The organism is Flavobacterium sp., assembly GCF_044377315.1.
Classification (GTDB): domain Bacteria; phylum Bacteroidota; class Bacteroidia; order Flavobacteriales; family Flavobacteriaceae; genus Flavobacterium.
Genome location: NZ_JBILJG010000003.1, coordinates 100867 through 126727, shown reverse-complemented (window position 1 = coordinate 126727; position 25861 = coordinate 100867). Strand labels below are relative to the sequence as shown.

The 25861-nt window shown below is 31.8% G+C and carries 28 protein-coding genes, 1 tRNA gene, 1 pseudogene and 1 riboswitch; of the genes and pseudogenes, 12 read left to right on the top strand and 18 right to left on the bottom strand.

Annotated elements, in window-relative coordinates:
• A partial coding sequence (locus tag ACIQ66_RS01900; RefSeq protein WP_396211119.1) for a TlpA family protein disulfide reductase occupies window positions 1–732 on the bottom strand: 732 nt, incomplete at its 3' end.
• Between the two features lie 188 nt (window positions 733–920).
• Between ACIQ66_RS01900 and ACIQ66_RS01895 the strand changes: the two genes are divergently transcribed.
• From ACIQ66_RS01895 to ACIQ66_RS01880, 4 genes and pseudogenes are all read left to right on the top strand, one after another.
• Window positions 921–994, top strand: a tRNA-Ala gene (locus tag ACIQ66_RS01895).
• A gap of 231 nt (window positions 995–1225) precedes the next feature.
• Window positions 1226–1876 carry a queuosine precursor transporter gene (locus ACIQ66_RS01890; protein WP_396211118.1) on the top strand — a complete coding sequence of 217 codons (651 nt, stop codon included), beginning with the start codon at window positions 1226–1228 and terminating at the stop codon, window positions 1874–1876.
• The gene (locus ACIQ66_RS01885) at window positions 1866–2426 is read left to right on the top strand and encodes a DNA-3-methyladenine glycosylase I (RefSeq protein ID WP_396211117.1); all 561 of its coding nucleotides are present in this window, start codon (window positions 1866–1868) and stop codon (window positions 2424–2426) included. Before ACIQ66_RS01890 ends, ACIQ66_RS01885 begins: the two co-directional genes overlap by 11 nt.
• A 57-nt stretch (window positions 2427–2483) precedes the next feature.
• Window positions 2484–2839, top strand: a pseudogene (locus ACIQ66_RS01880) (four helix bundle protein).
• Window positions 2840–2899: 60 nt separating this feature from the next.
• On the opposite strand, the gene aat reads toward ACIQ66_RS01880, so the two are convergent.
• The 3 genes from aat to ACIQ66_RS01865 form a co-directional block, all read right to left on the bottom strand.
• On the bottom strand, window positions 2900–3535 hold the full coding sequence (aat, locus tag ACIQ66_RS01875; protein WP_396211116.1) for a leucyl/phenylalanyl-tRNA--protein transferase: 636 nt from the start codon (window positions 3533–3535) through the stop codon (window positions 2900–2902).
• Window positions 3536–3637: 102 nt separating this feature from the next.
• Complete coding sequence (locus ACIQ66_RS01870) at window positions 3638–4021, bottom strand: DUF3127 domain-containing protein (RefSeq protein WP_396211115.1); 384 nt, start codon at window positions 4019–4021, stop codon at window positions 3638–3640.
• Between the two features lie 13 nt (window positions 4022–4034).
• Window positions 4035–4910: a flavin reductase family protein gene (locus ACIQ66_RS01865; RefSeq protein WP_396211114.1), complete on the bottom strand. Its 876-nt coding sequence runs from the start codon at window positions 4908–4910 to the stop codon at window positions 4035–4037.
• Between the two features lie 113 nt (window positions 4911–5023).
• On the opposite strand from ACIQ66_RS01865, the gene ACIQ66_RS01860 reads away from it, so the two are divergent.
• Together ACIQ66_RS01860 and ACIQ66_RS01855 are read left to right on the top strand one after the other, a co-directional pair.
• Window positions 5024–6163, top strand: a complete 1140-nt coding sequence (locus tag ACIQ66_RS01860) for a sensor histidine kinase (protein WP_396211113.1) — start codon at window positions 5024–5026, stop codon at window positions 6161–6163.
• 11 nt (window positions 6164–6174) lie between these two features.
• Complete coding sequence (locus ACIQ66_RS01855) at window positions 6175–6639, top strand: hypothetical protein (protein ID WP_396211112.1); 465 nt, start codon at window positions 6175–6177, stop codon at window positions 6637–6639.
• Window positions 6640–6690: 51 nt separating this feature from the next.
• On the opposite strand, the gene ACIQ66_RS01850 is transcribed toward ACIQ66_RS01855, so the two are convergent.
• Together ACIQ66_RS01850 and greA are read right to left on the bottom strand one after the other, a co-directional pair.
• Complete coding sequence (locus ACIQ66_RS01850) at window positions 6691–7080, bottom strand: HIT family protein (RefSeq protein WP_396211111.1); 390 nt, start codon at window positions 7078–7080, stop codon at window positions 6691–6693.
• Window positions 7081–7166: 86 nt separating this feature from the next.
• Window positions 7167–7643, bottom strand: a complete 477-nt coding sequence (gene greA / locus ACIQ66_RS01845; RefSeq protein ID WP_298178664.1) for a transcription elongation factor GreA — start codon at window positions 7641–7643, stop codon at window positions 7167–7169.
• A gap of 159 nt (window positions 7644–7802) precedes the next feature.
• On the opposite strand from greA, the gene ACIQ66_RS01840 reads away from it, so the two are divergent.
• Complete coding sequence (locus ACIQ66_RS01840) at window positions 7803–8228, top strand: hypothetical protein (RefSeq protein WP_396211110.1); 426 nt, start codon at window positions 7803–7805, stop codon at window positions 8226–8228.
• On the opposite strand, the gene ACIQ66_RS01835 is transcribed toward ACIQ66_RS01840, so the two are convergent.
• The 6 genes from ACIQ66_RS01835 to ACIQ66_RS01810 form a co-directional block, all read right to left on the bottom strand.
• A complete protein-coding gene (locus ACIQ66_RS01835; RefSeq protein ID WP_396211109.1) occupies window positions 8225–10372 on the bottom strand; it encodes a TonB-dependent receptor in 2148 nt (715 codons plus the stop codon). The genes ACIQ66_RS01840 and ACIQ66_RS01835 overlap by 4 nt on opposite strands.
• 88 nt (window positions 10373–10460) lie before the next feature.
• A riboswitch (TPP riboswitch) is annotated at window positions 10461–10557 on the bottom strand.
• A gap of 83 nt (window positions 10558–10640) precedes the next feature.
• Window positions 10641–11042, bottom strand: a complete 402-nt coding sequence (arfB, locus tag ACIQ66_RS01830) for an alternative ribosome rescue aminoacyl-tRNA hydrolase ArfB (protein ID WP_396211108.1) — start codon at window positions 11040–11042, stop codon at window positions 10641–10643.
• A 2-nt stretch (window positions 11043–11044) separates the two neighbouring features.
• Window positions 11045–13162: a DUF4301 family protein gene (locus ACIQ66_RS01825; RefSeq protein WP_396211107.1), complete on the bottom strand. Its 2118-nt coding sequence runs from the start codon at window positions 13160–13162 to the stop codon at window positions 11045–11047.
• Window positions 13126–13746, bottom strand: a complete 621-nt coding sequence (gene pnuC, locus ACIQ66_RS01820) for a nicotinamide riboside transporter PnuC (RefSeq protein WP_396211106.1) — start codon at window positions 13744–13746, stop codon at window positions 13126–13128. The genes ACIQ66_RS01825 and pnuC overlap by 37 nt, the downstream gene beginning before the upstream one ends.
• Before the next feature lie 33 nt (window positions 13747–13779).
• Window positions 13780–14493, bottom strand: a complete 714-nt coding sequence (locus ACIQ66_RS01815) for a geranylgeranylglyceryl/heptaprenylglyceryl phosphate synthase (protein WP_396211105.1) — start codon at window positions 14491–14493, stop codon at window positions 13780–13782.
• Between the two features lie 27 nt (window positions 14494–14520).
• Window positions 14521–15171: a 4'-phosphopantetheinyl transferase family protein gene (locus ACIQ66_RS01810; protein WP_396211104.1), complete on the bottom strand. Its 651-nt coding sequence runs from the start codon at window positions 15169–15171 to the stop codon at window positions 14521–14523.
• 128 nt (window positions 15172–15299) lie between these two features.
• Between ACIQ66_RS01810 and ahcY the strand changes: the two genes are divergently transcribed.
• A complete protein-coding gene (ahcY, locus tag ACIQ66_RS01805; protein WP_396211103.1) occupies window positions 15300–16616 on the top strand; it encodes an adenosylhomocysteinase in 1317 nt (438 codons plus the stop codon).
• Window positions 16617–16690: 74 nt separating this feature from the next.
• Here ahcY and recJ read toward each other — a convergent pair whose 3' ends face one another.
• From recJ to ACIQ66_RS01785, 4 genes are all read right to left on the bottom strand, one after another.
• Window positions 16691–18379, bottom strand: coding sequence for a single-stranded-DNA-specific exonuclease RecJ (gene recJ, locus ACIQ66_RS01800; RefSeq protein ID WP_396211102.1), 1689 nt, complete (start codon window positions 18377–18379; stop codon window positions 16691–16693).
• Window positions 18380–18593: 214 nt separating this feature from the next.
• Window positions 18594–18911: a HopJ type III effector protein gene (locus ACIQ66_RS01795; RefSeq protein ID WP_396211120.1), complete on the bottom strand. Its 318-nt coding sequence runs from the start codon at window positions 18909–18911 to the stop codon at window positions 18594–18596.
• A 499-nt stretch (window positions 18912–19410) separates the two neighbouring features.
• Entirely contained in the window at window positions 19411–20082 is a 672-nt protein-coding gene (gene rsmI, locus ACIQ66_RS01790) for a 16S rRNA (cytidine(1402)-2'-O)-methyltransferase (RefSeq protein WP_396211101.1), read from the bottom strand.
• Window positions 20083–21213 carry a hypothetical protein gene (locus tag ACIQ66_RS01785; RefSeq protein ID WP_396211100.1) on the bottom strand — a complete coding sequence of 377 codons (1131 nt, stop codon included), beginning with the start codon at window positions 21211–21213 and terminating at the stop codon, window positions 20083–20085. It lies immediately after the preceding gene.
• A 150-nt stretch (window positions 21214–21363) separates the two neighbouring features.
• Here ACIQ66_RS01785 and ACIQ66_RS01780 point away from each other — a divergent pair, with 150 nt between their 5' ends.
• From ACIQ66_RS01780 to ACIQ66_RS01770, 3 genes are read left to right on the top strand one after another with little or no spacing between them, the layout of a single operon-like run.
• Window positions 21364–21993, top strand: a complete 630-nt coding sequence (locus tag ACIQ66_RS01780) for a thymidine kinase (RefSeq protein ID WP_396211099.1) — start codon at window positions 21364–21366, stop codon at window positions 21991–21993.
• 3 nt (window positions 21994–21996) lie between these two features.
• Entirely contained in the window at window positions 21997–22152 is a 156-nt protein-coding gene (locus ACIQ66_RS01775; RefSeq protein WP_396211098.1) for a DUF6364 family protein, read from the top strand.
• Between the two features lie 6 nt (window positions 22153–22158).
• Window positions 22159–24603, top strand: a complete 2445-nt coding sequence (locus ACIQ66_RS01770; protein ID WP_396211097.1) for a bifunctional UDP-N-acetylmuramoyl-tripeptide:D-alanyl-D-alanine ligase/alanine racemase — start codon at window positions 22159–22161, stop codon at window positions 24601–24603.
• An 87-nt stretch (window positions 24604–24690) separates the two neighbouring features.
• On the opposite strand, the gene ACIQ66_RS01765 is transcribed toward ACIQ66_RS01770, so the two are convergent.
• Entirely contained in the window at window positions 24691–25008 is a 318-nt protein-coding gene (locus ACIQ66_RS01765; protein ID WP_396211096.1) for a type II toxin-antitoxin system RelE/ParE family toxin, read from the bottom strand.
• Entirely contained in the window at window positions 24999–25283 is a 285-nt protein-coding gene (locus tag ACIQ66_RS01760; protein WP_396211095.1) for a hypothetical protein, read from the bottom strand. The genes ACIQ66_RS01765 and ACIQ66_RS01760 overlap by 10 nt, the downstream gene beginning before the upstream one ends.
• A gap of 134 nt (window positions 25284–25417) precedes the next feature.
• Here ACIQ66_RS01760 and mscL point away from each other — a divergent pair, with 134 nt between their 5' ends.
• Window positions 25418–25822 carry a large conductance mechanosensitive channel protein MscL gene (gene mscL, locus ACIQ66_RS01755; RefSeq protein ID WP_396211094.1) on the top strand — a complete coding sequence of 135 codons (405 nt, stop codon included), beginning with the start codon at window positions 25418–25420 and terminating at the stop codon, window positions 25820–25822.
• The last annotated feature ends 39 nt before the right edge of the window (window positions 25823–25861 follow it).

Sequence of the window (25861 nt, the reverse complement as noted above, 5' to 3'; positions counted from 1 at the left end):
AGGATCAAAAGTTAATGTTTTTGTAGAAAATTGAGCAAAAGTTCCTGATGTTGCTTTAGATGCAATAACAACTCCGTCTTGTTTTAAGTCTACAGTAGCAATTGGAGTTACACCAGTTACGTTTTTACCATAATTTTTAACTTTTACAGTTGGCGAACCAGTAGAAGAACACAAGCCTAAAGTAGTATTCTCAATTTTTACAGAACCTGTAACACCTGCAAGAGCACCACAATTTGTGTTAAGATTAGTTCTCAAATTTATAGCACTTAAAGCACCTATTTCAGTAACAATATTATTTGGACAGATTCTATAAACTGTTGGATAATATCCAATTTGGTATAGACTAGCAATAGTTGAGCTGTCAATAATAGGGTAAGAAGTTCCTGTTACCCAATTTCCTTGCGTATTTCCTGTTCCAGAAAGAGCTGCAACTGGAGTTGAACCATCGCCTTCTACAAATAGAACTACAACTTCATTTGAGCCTGCTGGACCATAAGCATTATAAATATCTTCTAAAGCTTTGGTGTTATGATAGTTCCAACAAGGTCCGCACCATGTTGCAGAAATATCTAGAACAACAGATTTACCCGCAGCGGTATAGTCATATAATGTGTGTGTATTACCATTTAAGTCGGTTACAGTAAAGTTTGGAGCTACACTTCCTGGGGCAATTTGTGCATTACTAGCAAAACTAGCAAACACTAATGCAAAAAATAAAGTAATTTTTTTCATGTTTTTTGGTTGTTAAATAGTTAAATTTTTCTTTGTGAATGCAATAATAAGAAATAATTAGCAAACTATTAATAAATTTTAATGTAAAATGTTGATAATTAACAATTGTACAAGTTTTTGCATTTTTTCCTTCCTTTTTTATTTGCTGGTTGATTTTTCAAATAAAAATACTATTTTTACCAAATAATGGGGGATTAGCTCACTTGGCTAGAGCGCTTGCCTGGCAGGCAAGAGGTAACCGGTTCGATTCCGGTATTCTCCACAAATTTTGTTTCTTTAAATTTTTAGAAAAAATTAATTAAATGTTTCGGTTCGATTCCGGTATTCTCCACAAATTTTGTTTCTTTAAATTTTTAGAAAAAATTAATTAAATGTTTCGGTTCGATTCCGGTATTCTCCACAATTAAGTCATTCAACAAGTGTTATTGTTGGTGACTTTTTTTGTTCAAACTAAATTTAGATTTACTTTTGAAGAAACACTAACTAATAAATTATGTTTCAATCAAGAAAAGATACCGTTTATGTAGTTTTAGCGGGAATTTTTATAACTAATGCTGTAGTAGCAGAAATGATTGGTGGTAAACTTATTGATGTTTTCGGAATTCCGATGAGTATAGGTATTTTACCTTGGCCTATTGTGTTTGTAACAACCGATTTAATCAATGAATATTTTGGAGAAAAAGGCGTAAAAAGATTGTCAATGATTACGGCAAGTTTGATAACGTATGCTTTTTTTGTATTGTATTTTGCTATTCAAATCCCTGCAGCTGGAATAAGCTCTGTTTCTAGCGAACAATTTCAGGCTGTTTTTGGTCAAAGTTTATGGATTATTGTGGGAAGTATTATTGCATTTTTGGTTTCTCAATTGATTGATGTTACCATTTTCCATTTTGTAAAAAACAGAACTGGAAACAAAATGATTTGGCTAAGAAGTACAGGTTCAACAATTATTTCACAATTATTTGATAGCTTTATCGTCTTGGGAATTGCATTTTGGGCAACCGGAATTATGACAACCGAACAATATATAAAATCTGGTTTAACAGGTTATTTTGTAAAACTAATTATAGCAATTATTATGACGCCAATGATTTATTTGGGTCATTATGCAATAGAAAAATATTTAGCAAAAGATGGAAAATAAAACAAGATGCAAATGGTGTTTGTCTTCTGATTTGTACATGAAATACCACGACGAAGAATGGGGAAAACCTGTATATGATGACCCAACATTATTCGAATTTTTGTTGTTAGAAACATTTCAGGCAGGTTTGAGTTGGATTACCATTCTGAACAAACGAGAAAATTTTAGAAAGGCTTTTGATAACTTTGATTATAAAAAAATTGCTCAATATGATGATTCAAAAATTCAAGAATTACTGCTTGATGCTGGAATTATTCGTAACAAACTTAAAGTGTATTCAGCGATTACAAATGCACAAAACTTCATAAAAATTCAAAACGAATTTGGAAGTTTTTCCAACTATATTTGGGATTTTGTTGATGGAAAACCTATTGACAATAAACTTCGAGATTTGTCACAAGCACAAGCAACAACGCCACTTTCAGACAAAATTAGTAAAGATTTGAAAAAACGTGAATTCAAATTTGTGGGTTCAACTGTTGTGTATGCTCACATGCAAGCTACTGGAATGGTAAACGATCATGTTGAAGATTGCTGGACGAGAAGCTAGCTAAGTTTTCAGTCTCGGTTTTCAGTCTCAGTTTTTAAATGTGTAAAATAGCTTAAAATGGATTATAAAGAATTGTTAGCTTACCAAAAAGCCTTTAAATTAGCAATGGAAATTTATGACTTATCAAAAAAATTTCCTGTTGAAGAAAAATATTCACTTACCGATCAAATAGAAGCGTTTGTTCAAATATGGCAGAGGCTTATAGAAAAAGAAGATACGTTAACCATTTCATTAGTAAATTAACAGATTGTGATGGCGAAAATTCTGAAACAAATGTTTGGTTAGATTTTGCATTTGAATGTAATTATATTTCAAGTGAAAATTTCAATGCATTAAATTCAAAAACAATTGAAATTGGAAAATTAATAAATTACATGATTAATAATCCAGAAAAATTTGGTTGTAAAATATAATATTTTGTTTTCCTTAATTCTGTTGCAACTGTATACTGAGACTGAAAACTGAGACTAAAATTAACTCTTCAATATTTTCATAAAAGTTGCTCTTGAAATTTCAAACGCCCCTAACTTTTCTAAATGATCGTTATGAACTTGACAGTCGAGCAGTTTGTAGTTATTTTGTTTTAAATAATCAATCAATTTTACAAAAGCTACTTTACTTGCATTTGAAATTTTAGAAAACATACTTTCGCCACAGAAAACATGTCCTAAATCAACACCATACAAACCGCCAACGAGTTCGCCATTTTGCCAAACTTCAAACGATATTGCTTTTCCAAGTTGATGTAACTTAGTGTATGATTTTATAATTTCATTTGAAATCCAAGTGCCATCTTGTTCTTTTCTGTCAATTTTTTGACAATTCTTGATTACTGCTTCAAAATCTTTATTGATGGTTACTTCAAAAATATTTCTGTTAATAATATTGCGTAAGCTTTTGGAAGCCTTATAATCATTCGGATTAACGACCATTCTTTCGCTTGGCGACCACCACAAAATAGGTTCGTTTTCATTATACCAAGGGAAAATTCCATTTTCGTAAGCTAGCAATAATCTTTTTACAGACAAATCGCCGCCAATAGCCAAAATTCCTTCGTAAGAAGCTTCTTCAACTGGAGGGAAATAAAGTTCTTTGGTTATAAAATACATTTTACAATAACAATTTCAAAAATCAATTTCAATTTCAATGAAAAAGTCAGAAATTCAAGTATTACTTAAACTTCTGACTTCTATCTTCTGACTTCTAACTTATTAAAAAGGCAAATCGTCGTGTTCTTCTTCTTTAAAATCGGTTGCTGGGGCAAATGCTTCTGCTGCTGGCATTGGAGGCATTTGTTGAGCCGCCGCTGGAGCTTCAGATTGTACTTTTGAAATTCTCCATCCTTGAATAGTGTTAAAATAAACCGTTTCTCCTTGTGGATTAGTCCATTCTCTACCTCTTAAATTGATGTCTATTTTTACTGCTTCTCCGACATTATATCCATTTAACAAATCACATTTGTCTTGTACAAATTGTACCAGAATATGTTGCGGATATTGTTCGTCTGTTGTTACAACAACATCTCTTTTTTTGAAACCTGCAGATCCAACCTCTTTAGTTTGATCAATCATTTTAATTTTTCCTGAAACTTCCATAATTATTCTAAATTTATTGTTTTGCTAAAAGCACTTTCCAAGCGGTTAGCACTTCATTTTTATCTAAATATTCTTTTGCTAATTGGTGTTTTTTTACTTCATCATCAGCACTCAAAACACCTTTTACTTCAAAATTTTGTTTGACAAATATAGTAATTTCTTCTTCACTTGGCAAAGACTCAACATTTCCTAATTTTCCCAAATCATTTCCGTTGAAAACACTACTTTCTTTGATAAAATCTGGAATCATATCAACTCCAATTCCTAGTGTTGCAATCGGTTTTTCAACTTCAAAAAGGCCTTCTTTGGCTCTCGAGTACCAATTGCCACCCAATCTCGATACCAAATCAATTTTGAAAGGATCTATTTGCCCTTCAGCATTTAAAACATCTTCGCTAATGTGCATTTTTACTACTTCACAAATAATCATATTTCCTGCGCCACCTTCTGTTCCAAGCGGTATAATTTGATTGACTTTGCATTCAAACTGAACCGGACTTTCAGCCACACGATAAGGCTTCACAATTTCCGATGGAATTGCAGTTAATCCTGATTTTGCAAATTCATTAATACCATCTGGATATTCTGTGCTCGATAACGACATTTGTTGTACAATAGCGTGATTGACAACATTTATGACCACTTCACGCGTTTCTTCGCAGTTGATTAACGTATGTTTTATGGTATTATCACGTACGCGTCGAGCAGGCGAAAAAACCAAAATCGGCGGGTTAGAACTAAAAATATTGAAGAAACTAAAAGGCGACAAATTAGGTTTGCCATTTTTATCTTTTGTACTAGCAAAAGCGATTGGTCGCGGCGCAATAGCACTTTGCAAATACCCTTGCAATTTTACAGGAGAAAGTTCCTTTGGATCAAGTGTTAACATAAAAAATTGAATTTGAACAAAGATAGCGATTCAATTTCAATGACAATATCAATTTCAATGACAATATCAATTATGAATTATTTTTTTTACTACTTTTAAACAAAATTTAGTGCATGCAGTTTTCCGAAAGAAAGAATCTTACTCGTTGGATTTTAATTTTGTCTTCCTTTATTATTGTTTCATTAATATTATGGAACACTTATACTTTTTTTCAAATTTTCAAAAATGAAGAGCGAGTAAAAATGAGTCATTGGGCAATAGCTCAAAAAAAAATCAATAGTGTCGATGTAAATGCGGATGTAGAATTGCCTCTTGAAATTATTCAAAATGCATCAATTCCGATTATTCAAACACAAAATGATTCAATTATCAATACCGTAAATATTGAAGAGACTATTTTAAAAGACAAGCGCAAGCTCAATAAACTTTTAAAACAACTAAAAAACCAAAATGAACCTATTGCAATAGAATATATTCCTGGAAAATTTCAGTATTTATATTACGGAGATTCTTCACTGTTGAGCAAATTAAAATACTATCCCGTTGCATTATTACTAATCATTTTCTTGTTTGGAACGGTTGTTTACAATTTTTACAAAAGCACCAAAATGGCAACTCAAAACAAACTTTGGGCTGGTATGGCAAAAGAAACGGCTCATCAAATAGGAACGCCATTATCGTCATTAATTGGTTGGCTCGAAATTATGAAAGCCGATAATGTAGATGAAACAACGGTTGCCGAAATAGAGAAGGATATTGTTAGATTACAAACCATTACCGATAGATTTTCCAAAATTGGTTCGGAGCCAGTTTTAGAACCTAAAGATATTATACAAGAAACGAAAGATTCCTACACTTATTTGCAATCGAGGTTTTCAAAACAAGTTGAATTTTCTTTTAAAGCACCAAATGATCCAATTGTTGTTCCCTTAAATTCAGCCTTACATAGTTGGACTATTGAAAATTTGGTAAAAAATGCTATTGATGCTATGAAAGGCAGAGGAAAATTGAAAGTGAAAATTGTGGAAGAAGGAAAATTAGTCAAAATTTACGTTTCGGATACAGGAAAAGGAATTCCGCGAAACCAGTTTAGAAGTGTTTTTGAACCAGGTTTTACCACCAAAAAACGCGGTTGGGGATTAGGATTATCGCTAACCAAAAGAATTGTAGAAGAATACCACAAAGGAAAAATAAAAGTCTTCGATTCAGAAATTGGAAAAGGAACTATTATGGAAGTTAGTTTTAAGAAATAAAGTTAATAAACATGAAAAAAATAATTTTAGTAAGCTTACTTTTTTTTATAACAAACATTGTTTTTTCTCAAATAAACAGCCCTCATGTTGATTTGCAAGGTTCATGGAAAAATAAAGAATATGAAATAGAAATAACAAAAGATTCTATAAAAATTAATCCTAAAGAAGGAAAAGAAATCAATCTCGCTTTTTTAGAGTTACCTAAAACAAATAAAGCTGTTGAATTTGAATCTTGGGCTACTACAGGAAAATTTAAAGCTGATGTTGTGAAAATTGGTGATGGTGAAAACAATGGTTATTTGGTTCAATATATTTATTTTAGAATAAAAATAAAGAAAGATAAATTAATTTTTGACTTTTCTAAATCAATGTTTTACAACTATGAAGATGAATCAATAACATTTGTTCCAGAGAGAATTAAGAAAATGTACAATGAATATGGATACTTTGTTAATAAAATAAAGTTGTCAAGATGATTTTGCTATAATGATTATGTGTTTTAAAAAAAATCCCTAAAAAGGGACTTTCTATAAATTACTTTGAACCGATGCAACTATTGCCTCAAATTCTTCTTTAGATAAGGCAACTTTTCGTTGAAAACGCATATCATCCATATCTTGCAACGGAATTAAATGCACATGAACATGCGGCACTTCTAAACCAACAACAGCAACACCAATACGTTTACATTCAACCGATTTTTCGAGTGCTTTTGCTACTTTTCTAGAGAATTTCATTAACCCTAAATAATGCGCTTCTTCCATATCAAAAATCTTGTTGATTTCTTGTTTAGGAATACAAAGCGTGTGCCCTTTTGCATTAGGATTTACATCTAAAAATGCCAAATAATTTTCATCTTCGGCAATTTTGTAGCAAGGAATTTCTCCGTTTACTATTTTGGTAAAAATTGAACTCATTTTTTTAAGGTTAGGAGTTTATTCTGAAAATTGTGGAATATTTATGAGATTCCTACGGAATGACAAAACACTACTGAAACAGATAATTAGTCGCGAGAAACCTCTAAAATTTCAAATTTTAAAGTTCCGTTAGGCACTGTTATTTCGGCAACTTCACCTACTGATTTTCCTAGTAAACCTTTTCCAATTGGAGAAGTTACAGATATTTTTCCTGTTTTTAAATCGGCTTCACTTTCGGCAACCAAAGTATATTTTAGCTCCATTCCGTTGGCTTGATTTTTAATTTTCACATTTGATAAAACCAAAACTTTAGAAACGTCAAGATGTGTTTCGTCAATAAGTCTTGCGTTAGAATGAATTTCTTCTAATTTGGCAATTCTCATTTCTAACATTCCTTGTGCTTCTTTGGCAGCGTCGTATTCGGCATTTTCCGACAAGTCGCCTTTGTCTCTTGCTTCGGCAATAGCTTGTGAAGCTTTTGGACGCTCTATGCTTTTAAGTTGATCTAATTCTTCTCTTAATTTTTTTAATCCTTCTGCGGTGTAATAAGATACTGTGCTCATAATTTCATCGTTTATATAAATAGAAAAAATCCCATCTCGACGGGATTCCTTAGTACAAAGATAACTAAATTTTATTTTGTTGTATAATTAATTGTTAATCATATCGGATTCAAAGTTAAATAATTTAAATTTGTTACATCAAAAAATTAGTCTAAAAAAATGAAAAATCTTTTACTAGCATTGATTTTGCTTCCTTTTATTAATGGTTGTACTAAAGACAGGGTAAGAAACAATAATCCTTATTTACCAGATTATTCTTTTTCATTTCCTATTAATACTAATTTAGGAACCTTTTCTCAATTAAATTTTAATGTGCAACCTTTGTATATAAACGTTGAAAATGTCGGTATAAGAGGTATCATTGTTATGAAAATCTCCGATACCGACTTTAGAGCTTGGGAAGCAGCTTGCCCGAATCAAAATTTGAGCGACTGTTCTACAATGGTTATTAACGGGTTGAATGCCAAATGTAATTGTGACAATCTAGAATATAGCTTATTTACTGGTGTTGGTGCAGGGCAATATCCTATGAAAGCCTACAGAGTTCAGGTGATAAGCCCTACTAGTTTGGTGGTTTCTAACTAAAACTTCAACGTAATTCCTGCTAAAAAATTGATTCCTGCTTGCGGATAATAGTAAGGATATATATCATACATATAACCGTTTGAAACATATTTTTTATCCAAAATATTGTTAACTAATCCCGAAAATACAATTGATTTGAACACCGATTTGGTTTTATATTCGTACGTAATATTCAAATCGTTAACAAAATAACTTTCTAATTTAGCTTCTGGCGACTCGATATTGTTCATGTATTGCTCGCCTACAAATTTTGATAACCAATTAATTTGTAAACTTTCAAATGGCTGAAAAACAATACTATTTCCTCCTACAATACCTGGTGAAAAAGCAATGGTTTTGTTACCAAAATTTTCTCCAGCAACATTCAAATCTTGATTTCTATTTTCACTCAATGTAATATTTGGTCTGACTAATAGTTGTTTTGATAGTGCAATTGTAGCATCAATTTCTAGTCCTAATCGATAACTTTTCTCGCTGTTAGATCGAATAGGGTTTCCAACATCATCAAGATTTCCTGTCAAGATTAACTGGTCTTTATAAAGCATATAATAAAGATTGGCATTGAATTTTACCTTGTTTGAATTATAACGCCAACCCAATTCAAAATCGTTTAATTTTTCGGGTTTAGCAGCTTGTCCGCCGTTAGGCTGTATTCCGCTTTCGTAATCATTTCTGTTAGGTTCACGATTAGCTACTGCAAAAGAAAAATAAAATTCATTATTAGTGTTTGCCAAATAAGTCAATCCAGTTTTTGGGTTAAAAAAATGAAAAGTTTCATTCAAATAATTTTCTTGAACACCATTGGCTTTATAATTTACTCGACGATATTGTAAATCGCCAAAAATGCTTACCTTTTTTGTTAGCTGATAATTGGCTTTTGTAAAAATATTTCCATCGGTTTTATAACCGTAATTGTCATAATAAGTGTCACCTAACTCGCTTGTTGAAGCATTTCGTGCCCAAATTACTTTTCCAAAATGATCTCCTAAATATTTGTTCCAACCGCCACCCAAAATAAAATCGAGTTTGTCTTTTTTATAATTGGTTGAAAAAGTTGCGCCATAAAAATCGTTATCTAGCCATTTTTGACGGATTAAATCGGTTGTTGTGACAACTTGAGTTAAATCGATTTTTAAACCATAATCTGTAAAATCGGCGTCTTCTTTGTAGTTTTCAAAATAACCTTTTCCTTTGGTATAATGAAAGGCCAAATTAGTTGACCAATTTTCAGTAATTTTTTCATTCCAATGTAACTGATAATGATCTTGTTGGTAATTATCGGTTTCGTTGTCATAAAAACGTTCGTTTCCATTTTCATCAGTAAAAATTCCAGCTGAATTAAAAGTTCTATCGGTTTTAAGAGTTTCGCCATCAATTCCGTTCCATGATTGATACGTTTTTTCTGTTCCGCCAAAAACCAACGCTTTCAGCAAAGTTGTTTTTCCGACATAGGTTCCTTGCAAAAAGTAAGACTTCAAATCGGAAGAAGCTCTATCAATATATCCGTCTGATTTTAAATTAGAAACTCTGCCTGCCAATTCAAAATGATCGTTCATCAATCCCGAACTAAATTTTACAGTATGCTTACGCGAATTGAAACTTCCAAAAGAATTAGAAATTTCGCCAGCACTTTTTTGTGAGTAAGAATCGGTTAACATATTTAAACTTGCACCAAAAGCTCCAGAACCATTCGTAGAAGTTCCAACGCCTCTTTGTAATTGTAAACTTTCGACTGATGAAGCAAAATCGGGCATGTTTACCCAAAAAGTGCCGTGACTTTCAGAATCATTGTAAGGAATTCCGTTGATGGTAACATTCACTCGAGTTGCATCGCTACCACGAACTCGAATTCCAGTATATCCAAAACCGTTTCCAGCATCAGAAGTCGTTACTACTGAAGGTAGATAATTCATTAAAATAGGAATGTCTTGTCCTAAATTTCGTTTGGCGATTTCCTTTTTGTCTAAATCACTAAAACTTATAGGTGTTTTTTTTGTAATTCTAATTGCCGAAACTAAAATTTCGTCAAGTTGATTTACCTTAGTTGAATCCTTTTCTTGTGCAAAAGATTGATAAGAGAAAAAAAAAGAGAAAGCAGTGAGTAGTATCGCTTTACTACTAGTTGATTTGAATAAAAATTCCATTCGTAAAATAATTTATACGAATAAAAAGAGGTAATTATTCTTGGTTAAAAAATAAAATTGTTTGTTTCCTGTGACAAAGGTCAGCGTGCACTCTGTTTTGTCACTTTTCCCTAAACAGCATTACCTGTTCTAGGTTCATTGGGTATAATCTCAGCTCGTAATTTGGAGCACCCCTTTTGAGACAGGACAAATATAAAAAAAAGTATTAAGTTATAAGTATTAAGTATTAAGATTTTTTGTCTTGATACTTAATACTTCAGCCTTAATACTATAAATTAGGTTTTTTCCTGTTTTGCTTTATTTCTGAATTGGTTGATTTGTCTTTCAGTCTTTTTTCAATGACTGATTTTGGGATTTTTGTAGCTTTTCTTTCTTTTGGAACGATTAAAGCTTTTTTTATAATTTCGAGGAAACGTTTGATTATAATTTCCTTGTTTTTTAGTTGACTTCTGTCTTCATCACAATTTAAAATAAGAATTCCTTCAGAAGTTAATTTGGATTTTAATTTCTTTTGAGAAAGTTCTTTTTCTTCATCAGTAAGCGATTGCGAATTAAGCAAATCAAAAGTCAAAACAACTTTAGAAGAAACTTTATTCACGTTTTGTCCACCAGCGCCAGAACTTCTAACGGCTTTGAAACTTAATTCAGAAATTATTTTTTCAATTTCCATTTTTATTGATCTAGAGGTTGATGTGCTGGTTTCAACAAATCATTAACCGTTTTCACAGGATTGAAAGTTATTAATGGTACTTCTACAAAAATGGTTAACCATTTTGCCATGGCACCATTCCAAAGTCCGGGAAGTTCAAAGGCTCTATAAGTTTTTCCGTTTTTATTTTTTTCTACGACAAAACCAGAATTAGCATCTATAAAGTTGGTCAAATCAAATTTTTGTCCGTTGTAATCTTTTATTCCACAAACCAAATCAACAGGGTTGAAATGTGTTGCGCTTTCAAATATTTTTATCTGATTTTCATCTTTGGTATCAATTTGAGAAGATTCAATAATTTGCAAAAATGTTTTTCCTTTTTTATCTATTACCCAAAATGGTCCGCCGCCAGGTTCGCCTTCGTTTTTTACCATTCCGCACACACGAATTGGTCTGCTCAAAATAGTTTGAAGATGTTCTACTTTGCTTTCTTTAGTATATTTTACAAAGTCTGGTTTAATTGAAATATTCAATTTTGATTTTATATAATCGGCAATTTCAGCAATTTTTTCATTTGAAATAGCATCTGAAGTTAAGGCTTTCATAAACTTGAAAATCTGATCTTGATATAAAATTAAAATACCCGCCAAAGCTTTTTTGTATAGTGCAATTTCATCTGCATGATTTTGAATTACATTGTCGATGTTTTTTATAAAAATAATATCTGCATTTAGATTATTTAAATTCTCAATCAAAGCTCCATGACCGCCTGGTCGAAAAAGAATTTGGTTGTTTTCATCTCTAAATGGGTTTCCTTCAATGTCAACAGCAATAACATCGGTTGATTTATTTTGATAAGAGTACTTAACATCTATTGAAACATTTGAATCATTTTCAAGCGTTGGCTTAACTGCATCAATTATTGATTCAAAACTTGGTTGATGTTCTTCTGAAACGGTAAAATGAAGATGTGATTTAGTATTGGATGTTGCGTAATAAAGACATTCTTTCAAATGTTCTTCAATTGCAGTTGCTATTTGTGATTCATATTGATGGAAAGGTAAAATTCCTTTTGGTTTATTTGCATAATCGAAATTGGATGATAACATTGTCTTAATAAACCAATAATCTCTGATGTCTTTTTCGGATGAACTGAAATCTGGAATGGCTTTTTTGGCAGTTTCTAGAACTTCTTTATAAAAAGGAAATTTTTCTTTTGCTACTAAAAAAACGGGTAGATTTTTTTCATTTTTTCTATTGATGTAGGCATTTATACTTTCTTCTTCGTGCTTAAAATCATTCAAAAATTCGTTTAAAAATTTAAACATTCTGCTGGCAGCACCCGAAGCGGGAACAAATTTTTTGAGTTTTAGATTTTCTTTTTTTTGATCAAAATAATTAGAAAAATAAGTGGCTTCCTCTTTTGTTATTTTACTAATCCCATCATTTATAGTAGCTGTTCTGTCAAGATTTATCTTTGGAATTCCATGTTTTAGAATATTAAATTGAAATTTAATAGTATCTAACTTTATTTTTCTTTTATAAATTTCGACAAAATCGAACGAATTGAAGCCTAATTGTTTTGCTTTGGCTAAATCAGTTATAATTTTTGTTGCTCTTTCTAATCGTTCTTCCTTGTTTCCTGATAATTTTATATAAGGTTTTTTAAGTTCTTTGATTGTTTTTTCAAAAGTGGCAAAAGTTGTTTCTCTATCATATGGTTTATCTCTCAAATCATCTGGTTGCCAAGCTACATCAATATCTGTCAAAAAAATTAAATCATAATTATGTTCACGAGCCGCTTGTTCAAGAATTGAGTCACAATTAGTATAATAAATATCAGAGAAAACTTTGGTAACTAAAGAATTTGTATCGCAAAAAAGAAATTTAGTAGCTTGAGAAAGTGCTTCATTTTCAAGTTTTGTTTGCCCAATCGCGATAGGAATTAAATCTTCTTGGGAACAAATTTCTTGCTTTATATCCCATTTGTCTTGCAAATAATCGCGTGCAAATTCGGGTATCCAAATTGTATTGAATGCATTTGCTAGTTGACTTGCTAATGTCGTTTTTCCAGTAGATTCTGGCCCATACATTGCAATCTTGATTATTTCAGATTGTAATTGTTTAAGATTTTCTTCCATTCTGTAAAGCCAAAAACGGCAATAATTGTAAATATTATGTATTGTATGCTAGTAAAGGTATATCCCTTTGCAAAAAATAATGGAATTGAAAGTAAATTACCAACTATCCAAAAAATCCAATTCTCTATTTTTCTTTTAGCCATGAGCCACATACCAACAAAGAAAATCCCTGTAATCAGTGTGTCAACATATGCCATCCAATTTGTAAATTTATTAAAAATATGATAAACAGCAACAACAAATAGAATTGTTGCTATAAATAGGATTAAAGAAAATTTAATTTCTTTCTTAGTAATTCTTGCAATTGGATAAGCAACTTCATCACCTTTTTTTCTCGTCCAATGATACCAGCCATAAATACTCATTACAAAATAGTAGGCATTTATCATCATGTCGCCTAGTAGTGACCATTTCCAAAGTAAGAAAACATAAATAGAAGTGTTGATTAATCCTGTTGGAAAAACTAAAATATTGTCTTTTTTGGCAAACCAAACGCTAAATAGTCCAAAAATTATTGCTGTAATTTCTAGGACAATTTCATAGGTTGGATAATTTTTATATTGAGCAAAAAGGTATTCTAGCATTAGTTTAACGATTGTCAATTTATGAATTTTGATTTATGAATTGAAAAAATTGATATCATTTTCAAAAGCAGTACCAATAACAACTAAATCGGCGCCTGCATTATAAGCATTTTCAATTTCTTGTTTGGAACGAATGCCGCCACCAACAATTAATGGAATTTTTATGTTTTGCGAAACTAAAGAAATCATTTCAGTTGGCACTGATAATTTTGCGCCACTTCCAGCTTCTAAATAAATTAATTTGTTGCCAATAAATTCTCCAGCTTGTGCGGTTTGTAAAGCGTATTCGTGATTATTTCTATCTAAAGGTTTGGTTTGACTTACTCTTTCAACAGCGGTTTCGTTCCCGCTTTCTATTAAAATATATCCTGTTGAAATGACTTCTAAATTAGTTTTTTTTATGATTGGTACTGCGTTTACTTGATGTTCTATTAAATAATCTGGGTTTCTTCCTGAAAGTAATGTTAAAAATAAAATCCCGTTAGCTTTATCAGAAATTTGAGAAGGATTTCCAGGAAACAGTAGAAATGGTAAGTTAATTTTTGATTTTAACTCAATAATCAATTCGTCTAAATATGTTCCGTTAAATGAACTTCCACCAACAAAAATATGCGTTGCTGGTGATTTGTTTATTTTTTGTATTATATCCGAAAGGTTTTCTAACGCCAATTTATCGGGATCGAGAAGAATGGCAAGAAGTTTTTGGCCTTTGGCTTTTGAATTTACTAAATGTTGGTATATTGACATTTTTTTGGAAAAACAGATTTAAGAAATTTATTTTATATTTTCAAAAGCGCATACAAAGATATAATCTTCTATTGAATCAAATTGAATTTGGAACTTTTCTTCTTTATCGTTGAATTTTAAAGTTGCGGATGCTTTTTTATCTTCAAAATTGAAATCGTCTTCAAATATATGGTCAGGAAAACTGATTCCTTTTTCATTTTTAATTTTGAAAATACTTTCTTTTATTCCCCAAACTACCGTTGCTTTTTTAATTTTTTCTTCTTTATTCAAATTTTCTAAATGAGAAATACCCATAAATCTTGGTGCTATTTTTAAAGTCTTTTCTTTGAGAATTTCAATATCCAAACCAATATTCTCATCACTTATTACAACTGCAGAAAAATCATTGGAATGGGAAATTGAAATATGAACATCTTTGATACTACAACCTTGTGATTTTATATGTGGTTTTCCAAATTTATCATAATACAAGTCAAAATCATTATAATCATTGTGTTGCAATAACATTCGAACTGCTAAAAAACCCTTTCTATGACTTTCAGATTTCATTGTTTCCAATCGTGCCAAAGACGAATCTTTTAGATTTACTCGATTGAAAAGCGTATCAAAATCTTCTGTAATCTTCCAAAGATACAGTTTAGCGTTTTTTGATAAATAAATGATTTTAAATAATGGCATTTAGTATTTTGTTGTTTTTCAAAAGATTAAACATTTATACATTTCACAAATTTGAAAATAAATTATTAAAATCAAAACCTATGTTGTAATTTTGCACCAAATTTTAAAAATACAAATATACATAATTGATGAGTACACAAACATTACCATTTGTAGCTTACAAAGTTAAGGACATTAACCTTGCAGCTTGGGGAAGAAAAGAAATTGAATTGGCTGAAGCTGAAATGCCCGGATTAATGGCGTTGAGAGCTGAATACGGAGCAACTCAACCATTAAAAGGTGCAAGAATTGCAGGATGTCTTCACATGACTATTCAAACTGCTGTTTTAATTGAAACTTTAATTGCTCTTGGAGCAGAAGTTACTTGGTCATCTTGTAACATTTTCTCAACTCAAGATCAAGCTGCTGCTGCTATTGCTGCTGCTGGAATTCAAGTTTACGCATGGAAAGGTCTAGACGAAGAGTCTTTTGACTGGTGTATTGAGCAAACATTATTCTTTGGTGAAGACAGACAACCGTTGAACATGATTCTTGATGATGGTGGTGATTTAACAAATATGGTTTTTGACCGTTACCCAGAATTAATTCCTGGAATTAAAGGTTTATCAGAAGAAACTACAACTGGTGTTCACCGTTTGTATGAAAGAATGAAAAACGGAACTTTATTCATGCCTGCAATTAACGTAAATGATTCGGTTACTAAATCTAAATTTGACAATAAATATGGTTGTAAAGAATCGGCTGTTGATGCTGTGAGAAGAGCAACAGATATTATGTTAGCTGGAAAAAGAGTTGTTGTTTGTGGATATGGTGACGTTGGAAAAGGAACTGCTGCTTCATTTAGAGGTGCGGGTTCAATTGTAACCGTTACTGAAATTGATCCAATTTGTGCTTTACAAGCTGCAATGGACGGATTTGAAGTTAAAAAATTAAACACTGTTGTTGCAAATGCTGATATTATTATTACTACAACAGGAAATAAAGATATTGTTCTTGGTTCTCACTTTGAGCAAATGAAAGACAAAACTATCGTTTGTAACATAGGTCACTTTGATAACGAAATTGATATGGCTTGGTTGAACAAAAACCACGGTGCATCTAAAGTTGAAATCAAACCACAAGTTGATAAATATACTATCGCTGGAAAAGACATTCTTATCTTGGCTGAAGGTCGTTTAGTAAACTTAGGTTGTGCAACTGGTCACCCAAGTTTTGTAATGAGTAACTCCTTTACAAACCAAACTTTAGCTCAAATTGAGTTATGGACTAACAGCGCAGCATACAAAAATGAAGTGTACATGTTACCAAAACATTTAGATGAAAAAGTAGCTGCTTTACACTTAGCTAAATTAGGTGTTGAATTAGAAACGTTACGTGACGATCAAGCTGCTTATATTGGTGTTGAAGTTGCTGGACCATTCAAACCAGAATATTACAGATACTAATCAACCTTTTGTCATTCTGACGAAGGAAGAATCTCAAACCCCGATTTCAATTGAAGTCGGGTTTTTTGTTTGTCTTATTTCATATCTTTCAATCGTAATTGAACTGTTACGGTGCCATTATACTCATTTTCATCAATACAATAAACGGTTTCAAATGGTTTTTGATTTTTGGTTAGTTCAATTTTGCTTCCTAATCCAAAACCAATTGCGCCAAAACCTTCTGAATTATTTTGTTTTACAAAAAGTTTTAAATGTTCTTCATTTTTTCCAAGTGGTTTGGCGTAGCCAGTGTCTTTAATGTTTTTGGTCATAAAAACAGGGGTCATATTCTGTGGGCCAAAAGGTTCAAACTGATTCAATAATCGAATTAACTTCGGATTTATATCTGAAAAATTAATTTCGACGTCAACTGAAATCTCTGGAATTAGCAAATCGGGATGTATGGTTTCTTGAACTGTTTTTTCAAATGCTTTTTTGAATGCTGCGTAATTTTCTTCTTTCAAAGTCATGCCTGCTGCGTACATGTGACCACCAAATTGTTCCAAATGTTCTGCACAAGCTTCTAACGCATTATAAACATCAAAATCTTTTACAGAACGAGCCGAAGCGGCTAATTTATCACCACTTTTGGTAAAAACAATTGTCGGGCGATAATGAGTTTCTATCAATCTGGATGCTACAATTCCGATGACTCCTTTGTGCCAATCTTCTTGGTAAACTACAGTTGTAAATTTTTCTTTTTCGCTATTAGTTTCAATTTGCGAAAGTGCTTCAATGGTTATTTTTTTATCTAAATCTTTTCTGTCGGAATTATGTTGTTCAATTTCGGAAGCAAAAAATTCGGCTTGTTCTAAATCATATTCGGTCAAAAGAGCAACGGCTTCATTTCCATGTTTGATTCTTCCAGCTGCATTGATTCTTGGTGCGATTATAAAAACTACGTCGGTAATGGTCAGTACCTTTTTCTTCACATTTTGAACCAAAGCTTTTATGCCTGGTCGCGGATTTGAATTAATAACTTCCAAACCAAATTTTGCCAAAACTCGATTTTCTCCTGTAATTGGAACAATATCGGCAGCAATCGCAGTGGCAACCAAATCTAAATAAGGAATTAAATCTTCAATAGTTTGGTTTCTGTTTTGTGCTAATGCTTGAATGAGTTTAAAACCAACACCACAACCGCAAAGTTCGTCATAAGGATAAAAACAATCTTCTTGTTTTGGGTCTAAAACCGCAACTGCATTGGGCAATTCGTTGCCTGGTCTATGATGGTCGCAAATGATAAAATCGATATTTTTTGCATTGGCATAAGCAATATGATCAATAGATTTTATGCCACAATCTAGCGCGATTATTAGCGAAATTCCGTTGTCATCGGCGTAATCAATTCCTTTGTACGATATGCCGTAACCTTCATCGTAACGGTCTGGAATATAAGTCGCAATATTAGGATAATAACTTTTTAAATAAGAAGAAACTAGCGAAACAGCTGTTGTTCCATCTACATCATAATCGCCAAAAATCAGAATATTTTCTTCATATTCAATGGCTTTTTCAATACGAGAAACTGCTTTGTCCATGTCTTTCATAAGATACGGATTGTGCAAATCGTCTAAAGTTGGTCTGAAAAATGTTTTGGCTTGTTCGTACGTTTCAACACCACGTTGAATTAGTAATGTAGCAATAATTTCGTCTACTTGAAGTTCGTTTTGTAGTTTTTGAACTTTCTCTTTTTCTGGCTTCGATTTTAATGTCCAACGCATAGTTTAATTATGAATTAAAAATTATGAATTATGATTTTATGGCGTGTAAATGTTTTGCAAAGATATGAAAAATATTATTTAATTGAATAGCAGTATTTTAAGAAATTCATTTTATCAAATATTAGAAATTGTTAAGTAGAAACAACAATTAATAATTAAAATTGTTGACTATGTTTAACAATTAACCTTAGTAATTGTTAAATGTAATTAACGATTACTTCGTTTCCAAAGCTTCACCATCAAATGAAATTCCATCCCAGCCAAAGGTTATAAAATTTCGAATGTTTTGATGGTCAGTCGCATCAAGATTTTTTAAAACATCATTAAAATAATAACTTCCAAAAAGCGATAAAGTTTCGTCTTTTTCTAAATTATTTATTTTGGCGAAAGCGAAAATTTTGCAAGAGCCATTATTTTCGTTTGCGTTGTTAAATTGATTTCCGTTTTTAAAAGCTGTTGGTGTAAAATCATATTTTTCATCGATATAAGCAATGGTTGCATGAAACGATTTTTGATTTATTAAGTGTTGCATAATTCTAACATTCAAATTATAATGGTTCTTTTCTATCATAAATTCTCAAGTAATGAAAAGATTCTCTTAAATTTAAGATTTCTAATTCCATCCTAATTTTAAAGACACTATCATTTAGGTTTTTAAAATCGTCTTTATCATTTATTCCTGACGGCAAATTTTGACTTTTAATAGTAGAGTCTCTAAAATTTATTGCTTTTTCACGATTGGAAAAATCTAATCTTTTAAACTTTTTTCAATATCTAAAGATATCTTATATAAGCTATCAAATCTTTCTTTTTTAGGAAAATCATTTTTAATTTTCTAGATATTTTCCATCTGCAATATTATGATCTCTCTTTGATAATTCAACAAGTTTATCATATAAATATTTGTAACTATCATCTTTCTCTTCTTTTTTACATGAAAAAAAGACAACAGATAATAATAAAAGAGCAAAATGTTTTTTCATAACTAAATTTAATTATGTTATAACTAACTGAAAACTGAACATTGAAAACTATTTTTTCCCGCCAACAACCGCCACAATTTCACCTTTCGGAGCTTTGGCTTCAAAGTGTTTTAATACTTCTTCGGCTGTTCCGCGAATGGTTTCTTCATGTAGTTTTGATAATTCTCTTGAAATAGAAACTAGGCGTTCTGCTCCAAAATAGTGCACAAATTCGGCTAAAGTTTTCACCAATTTATGTGGCGAAACATAGAAAATCATGGTTCGGGTTTCTTCTGCTAAAGCTAAATATCTTGTTTGTCTTCCTTTTTTTTCGGGTAGAAAGCCTTCAAATATAAATCGGTCGTTTGGTAAACCACTATTTACTAATGCTGGTACAAAAGCAGTTGCGCCCGGCAAACAATCGACTTCAATATTATTTTCAACGCAAGCGCGTGTCAATAAAAATCCAGGATCAGAAATGGCTGGTGTTCCTGCATCGGAAATTAAGGCAATGGTTTCGCCACTTTTTAGTCGAGCTATCAAATTTTCAACGGTTTTGTGTTCGTTGTGCATGTGATGGCTGTGCATGTGCGTAGAAATCTCGAAATGCTTTAGCAATTTTCCGCTTGTTCGCGTGTCTTCTGCCAATATCAAATCGGCTTCTTTGAGCACTTTAATGGCTCTAAAAGTCATGTCTTCAAGATTGCCAATTGGTGTGGGAACGATGTATAATTTTCCCATTTAGGAGAATTTTTTCTCAATAATTTCCATAAAACGTTCGGCATATTCTTCTTTGCCATTCCAATCGTTATAATCTGGCTTAACAAAGTTATCTATGAAATCTGTAGCTTCTTGCAACGAATCGAAAGTGATTAATTGTGACAAAACGCGGTTGTAATCTTCACTATTGTCATCAAAAAGATGTTTCATAAATGCCACACGGTCGTTCAAGCCAATGGTAAGTCCGCGCGAAATTTTATCGTTTAATGATGTTTTTGCCACATAATCAGCCAAGTTTGTAGTTTCTTCTTTAGCTTTTTTCTCAGCTTCTAATTCTTCTGGCTTTACAAAAACGGGTTCGGAATAATTAGTTCCAAGAAAATCGTCAAAAAGAATTTTTGAAGGGTTTTCGTTTTTTTCTATTTTAATATCTTCTGGTTTTTCGTTTATTTTAGAATCAAAAGTGAATTCAAATTCGGGTTTTGTAGCAGCTACTGTTTCTTCTTTAGTAGTTGATAGCATTTCAAGCAATTCGTTTAACGGTTCAATTTTTGTGTCAATTTCCGATTTTTCGCTTTCAACATTTTCTTCGTTTGCAACTTTTTCTTTCGTAGTATTTTCTTCAATTGTTTCTGTTACAACTTCTTCTTTTTCTTCTAAAATTGGTTTTTCTTCCGAAACGATTTCTTCAACCGTAGTTTCTTCTGTAAGATCTTCTTCTTCCGAAACGATTTCTTCAACCATAGTTTCTTCTGTAAGAACATCTTCTTCCGGGATAATTTCTTCTTCCGGAATTTCTATTTCAGCTTCAATCTTTTCTTCGGCAATTGATTCTTCTATCGGTTCGTCAACCACTTTTTTAGATTTTTTTTCAGCTTTTAATTGCTTCTTCTGTTCGCTATCGCTCAATTCGGTAAGGATTTCGGCCGCAACTTCTTTTTCTTCTAATGCAACGACTAATTTTTCGGCGATATCTTCTTCTGAAATTTCGGCTTTTACTTGTTCGTAATTGTCGCCGTAAAATTTCAAAACAGTCAATGCTTCATATAATTTTCGAGTTTCAAGATACAATTGATCTACTTCTGATTTGTTTTTCAGCTTCAAAACTCTATGCGCAATACTGATTAAATCGGCTTCCAATCTTTTTTTCATAACTTTCTTAAATTATAGTAAATTGCTTATCTTAGTTATACTAAATATTTTCTACATTTGAATCGATGTAAATGTAAAAAATATTTACGTCGTTTTGTTTCGATAACAAAGAAAAAAAACGAATCCTAATTAAAGGTATAAAAGTACAAAATGTTTCTTGAAAATACAGTAAATCACGAAGAGCAATTTGGTTGGATAGAAGTTATCTGCGGTTCGATGTTTTCGGGCAAAACAGAAGAACTTATCAGACGACTAAGAAGAGCTCAGTTTGCCAAACAAAAAGTTGAAATTTTCAAACCAGCTATTGATACTCGCTATGATGAGGAAATGGTTGTTTCTCACAATAAAAACGAAATTCGTTCGACACCGGTTCCTGCAGCAGCTAATATTTCTATTTTAGCACAAGGTTGCGATGTTGTGGGTATTGACGAAGCGCAGTTTTTTGATGATGAAATTGTTAAAATTTGTAACGATTTGGCCAATTCTGGAATTCGAGTAATCGTAGCAGGTTTGGATATGGATTTTAAAGGAAATCCTTTTGGACCAATGCCGGCACTTATGGCAACTGCCGAATATGTTACCAAAGTGCACGCCGTTTGTACTCGAACAGGAAATTTAGCACATTACAGTTTTAGAAAAGCCGACAATGATAATTTAGTGCTTTTAGGTGAAACCGAAGAATATGAGCCATTAAGTCGAGCTGCTTATTATAAAGCAATGCGAGAAAATATTGAAGTAAAAAACGTTGAAATTTTAAGCAAACAGAAAGAAAATAAGTAAAAAATGGATGTAAGAGTTGTTATTAAAACTGATAAGCAAACTATTATTACGGCAAAAAAATTAGCTCGTAAAAAAAATACTAGTTTATCTAAAATGTTTGAAGCTTATTTGAAAGATTTAGTTGAAGGAAAAACAGAATTGATAATTTGTCCTAAATAACAATAATTGACCATTTCTCTCCAAAATATAATTTCTCTAGTAAACGCTCAAGTAATTGGCAAAATTACTAATGAAGTTATAGAAACCATTTCTATCGATAGTCGTTCGTTGCAAAATGATGGCGAAACACTTTTTTTTGCATTAGTTGGTCCTAATCACGACGGACATATTTATATTGAAGAGTTGATAAACAAAGGCGTAAAAACTTTTTTGGTTCATTATATTCCTGAAAATGTAAAAGACAAAGCTGTTTTTCTTCAAGTTGAAAATACGCTTGAAGCACTTCAAAAAATTGCTGCTTACTATCGTAGTTTATTTCAATTTCCAGTTATCGGAATTACAGGTAGCAACGGAAAAACCATCATCAAAGAATGGTTGAATTTCTTGCTAAGTCCTGATTACAATATTATTAGAAGTCCAAAAAGTTACAATTCGCAAGTTGGAGTGCCGCTTTCGGTTTTGGGAATTAACGAAAAACATAATTTTGGTATTTTTGAAGCCGGAATTTCGACTGTAAACGAAATGCAAAAACTGCAAGCTATTATCCAGCCAACGATAGGGATTTTGTCTAATATTGGTTCGGCACACGATGAAGGTTTTGCAAATATTGGCGAAAAAATTAAAGAAAAACTAAAGCTTTTTTCAGATGTATCCGTTTTAATTTATAACAAAAATAAAACGATTGACGCATTTATAAAACCCGAAATCAAAAAGTTTACTTGGAGTTGTAAAGAAGTAAATGTCGATGTTTTTATTTCAAAAAAATCGATTCTGGACAAAACAATTCTTGGAGTTAAAACTACAACTGCTAAGTTTGAAATCAAAATTCCGTTTCAGGATGATGCTTCTATCGAAAATGCAATTCAGTGCTTGATGGTGTTGCTTTATTTTGGTTACGATTACATAGTAATTCAAGACCGAATGCAATTGCTTTATCCAGTAGAAATGCGTTTGAAACTAAAAAATGGTATGAACAATTCAACCTTAATTGATGATAGTTATAGTTCTGATTTTCAGTCTTTAAAAATTGCATTGGATTTTTTGGAGAATCAAAAACAATTCAAAAAGAAAACACTTATTTTATCAGATATTTTTCAAAGTGGCTTGTCTAACGAAGAATTGTACTCGAGTGTATCTCAGTTGATTATTTCTAATAAAATCAACCGAATTATTGGTATTGGCGAAACTATTTCTAGTTTTAAAAACAAATTTCTAAATGCTGTAACTTATAAAAATACAGACGAATTTATAAAAGATTTTGATAATCTGACTTTTGGCAACGAAACCATTTTGATAAAAGGCGCACGAACGTTTGAATTTGAAAAAATCGTTTCGCTTCTAGAAGAAAAAACGCATGAAACCGTTCTCGAAATTAATCTGAACGCCATAAGTCATAACCTGAATTTCTTCAAATCTAAATTGAAACCGGAAACCAAAATGATGGTAATGGTTAAAGCGTTTGGTTACGGAAACGGAGGTTTTGAAATTGCCAAATTACTCGAACATCACAAAGTAGATTATTTGGGCGTGGCTTTTGCCGACGAAGGAATTTCGCTAAAAAATGCTGGAATTAAATTGCCAATTATGGTTTTAAATCCTGAAACGACGAGTTTTTCGGCTATTATTCAGCATCAATTAGAACCCGAAATTTATTCGATAAAAGGATTGAATGCTTTTTTGCAAATTGCCAAACAACGCGGTTTGAAAAACTTTCCAATTCATATAAAATTAGATACCGGAATGCATCGTTTGGGTTTTCAAGAAGCCAATTTACCCGAATTAATCGCTAAACTCAAAGAAACGAAAGTAGTGGAAGTTAAATCTATTTTGTCACATTTGGCAACTAGCGATGATTTGACGCACAACGAGTTTACGCTTTTGCAAATTAGTTTGTTTGAAAAACTGTCTTCAACTTTACAAAAAGAATTGAAAATCAATCCAATTCGACATATTTTGAATACTTCAGGAATTTCCAATTATCCGCTAGCGCAATACGATATGGTGCGATTAGGAATAGGCCTTTACGGAATTTCTAACGATGAAGAAGAACAAAAATACCTTGAAAATGTCGGAACGCTAAAATCGGTTATTTCCCAAATACGAACCATTCAAAAAGGCGAAAGTGTTGGCTACGGAAGACGCTTTATGGCAGACAAAACCACCAAAATTGCTACAATCCCAATAGGTTACGCCGACGGAATTTCGCGACATTTGGGCAATGGCGTTGGCTATGTGATGATTAACCACCAAAAAGCACCTATTGTAGGAAGCGTTTGCATGGATATGCTAATGGTTGACATAACGCACATAGACTGCAAAGAAGGAAACGAAGTCATCATTTTTGGCGAAAACCCAACTGTAATAGCCATTGCAAAACTTTTAGGCACCATTCCTTATGAAGTGTTGACCAGCATTTCGCAACGTGTGAAAAGGGTTTTTTATAGGGAATAGTTCACAAGCATCAGTTCGAGTTTTTTTGTGTAGTGTAACGGAGCAAAAAGTATAGAGAACCTTAGGATTTATAACAAATAGCAAAAATTAATTTCCTCTTTTGATTTTAATTGGATTTTGTCTTGTGTCGAAAACATCAAAAATTTCAATGCTATTGTTTTCGATACTAACTAAGTAGATTATTTTGTAATTTTTATAAACCAAATATCTAAATTCTCTTGAATCCGATTTTAATAAATCTTCTTCTTGACCAATAGTTGGCTGTTTCTTCAGTTTTACTGTTTCTTTAGCAATACCAGAAACAAGTTTTCTAGCAACAGTAATACTTGCGTTTTCTTTGTAATATTCAAAAATTTTCTTTAATTCTTTTTTAGAGAAATCAGTCCATTTAATTCTCAACTCCATTTTTCAATTTCAGATAGTAAATCATCAACTTCGGTTACTTTTCCGTTTTTTGAATCTTCTGATGACTTATTTATTCTTTCTTGAAACGCATCAATGGTCATTGGTTTAAACAATTCTTTACTGTCTTTATAGTGATTTAGTTTATTGTTTTTTTCTTCCTCTAATGCTTGTTCAACACCCGATATTTTTTTGAAAACACCTAATGATAGTACAAATTCAATTGTTTTTTTTGCAATTGGATTTCTTGCATCAAACCTTAATGTTATTTCTGCCATGACTTCAAAATTAAAACACAAATATAGAAAATTCATAAAATTAAATCTCAATTTTTACAGCAATTAATTTTATCTTACAAAAAATAAGTACCTTTGATTTTCAAAAACCAAAAAATAACTTAAAATTGTATTGTATGTTAAAAGAATTTAAGAATTTTATTATGACAGGAAATGTTATTGAGTTTGCTGTTGCAGTAATTATGGCAGGTGCCGTAGGTGCGGTTGTAAATGGTTTTGTCTCTGATATTATGATGCCACTTGTTGGACATTTCTCTGGAGGAATGGATTTTGCTAACAAATTTGTTGCGCTTGATGGGAAAAAATATTTAACGCTAGACGCGGCTAAGGAAGCGGGTGGAGCAGTAATTGCTTATGGAAGTTGGATAAATTCTATCATTAGCTTAATTACCGTAGGCTTTGTAATGTTCATGATCGTAAAAGCTTACAACAAAATGAAAAAACCAGTAGAAGCTCCAGCTCTAGCAGGACCAACGCAAGAACAATTGTTAGCTGAAATTAGAGATTTATTAAAAAAATAATTCCGCTACATTATATATTCTAACTTAACCGCTTCTTAA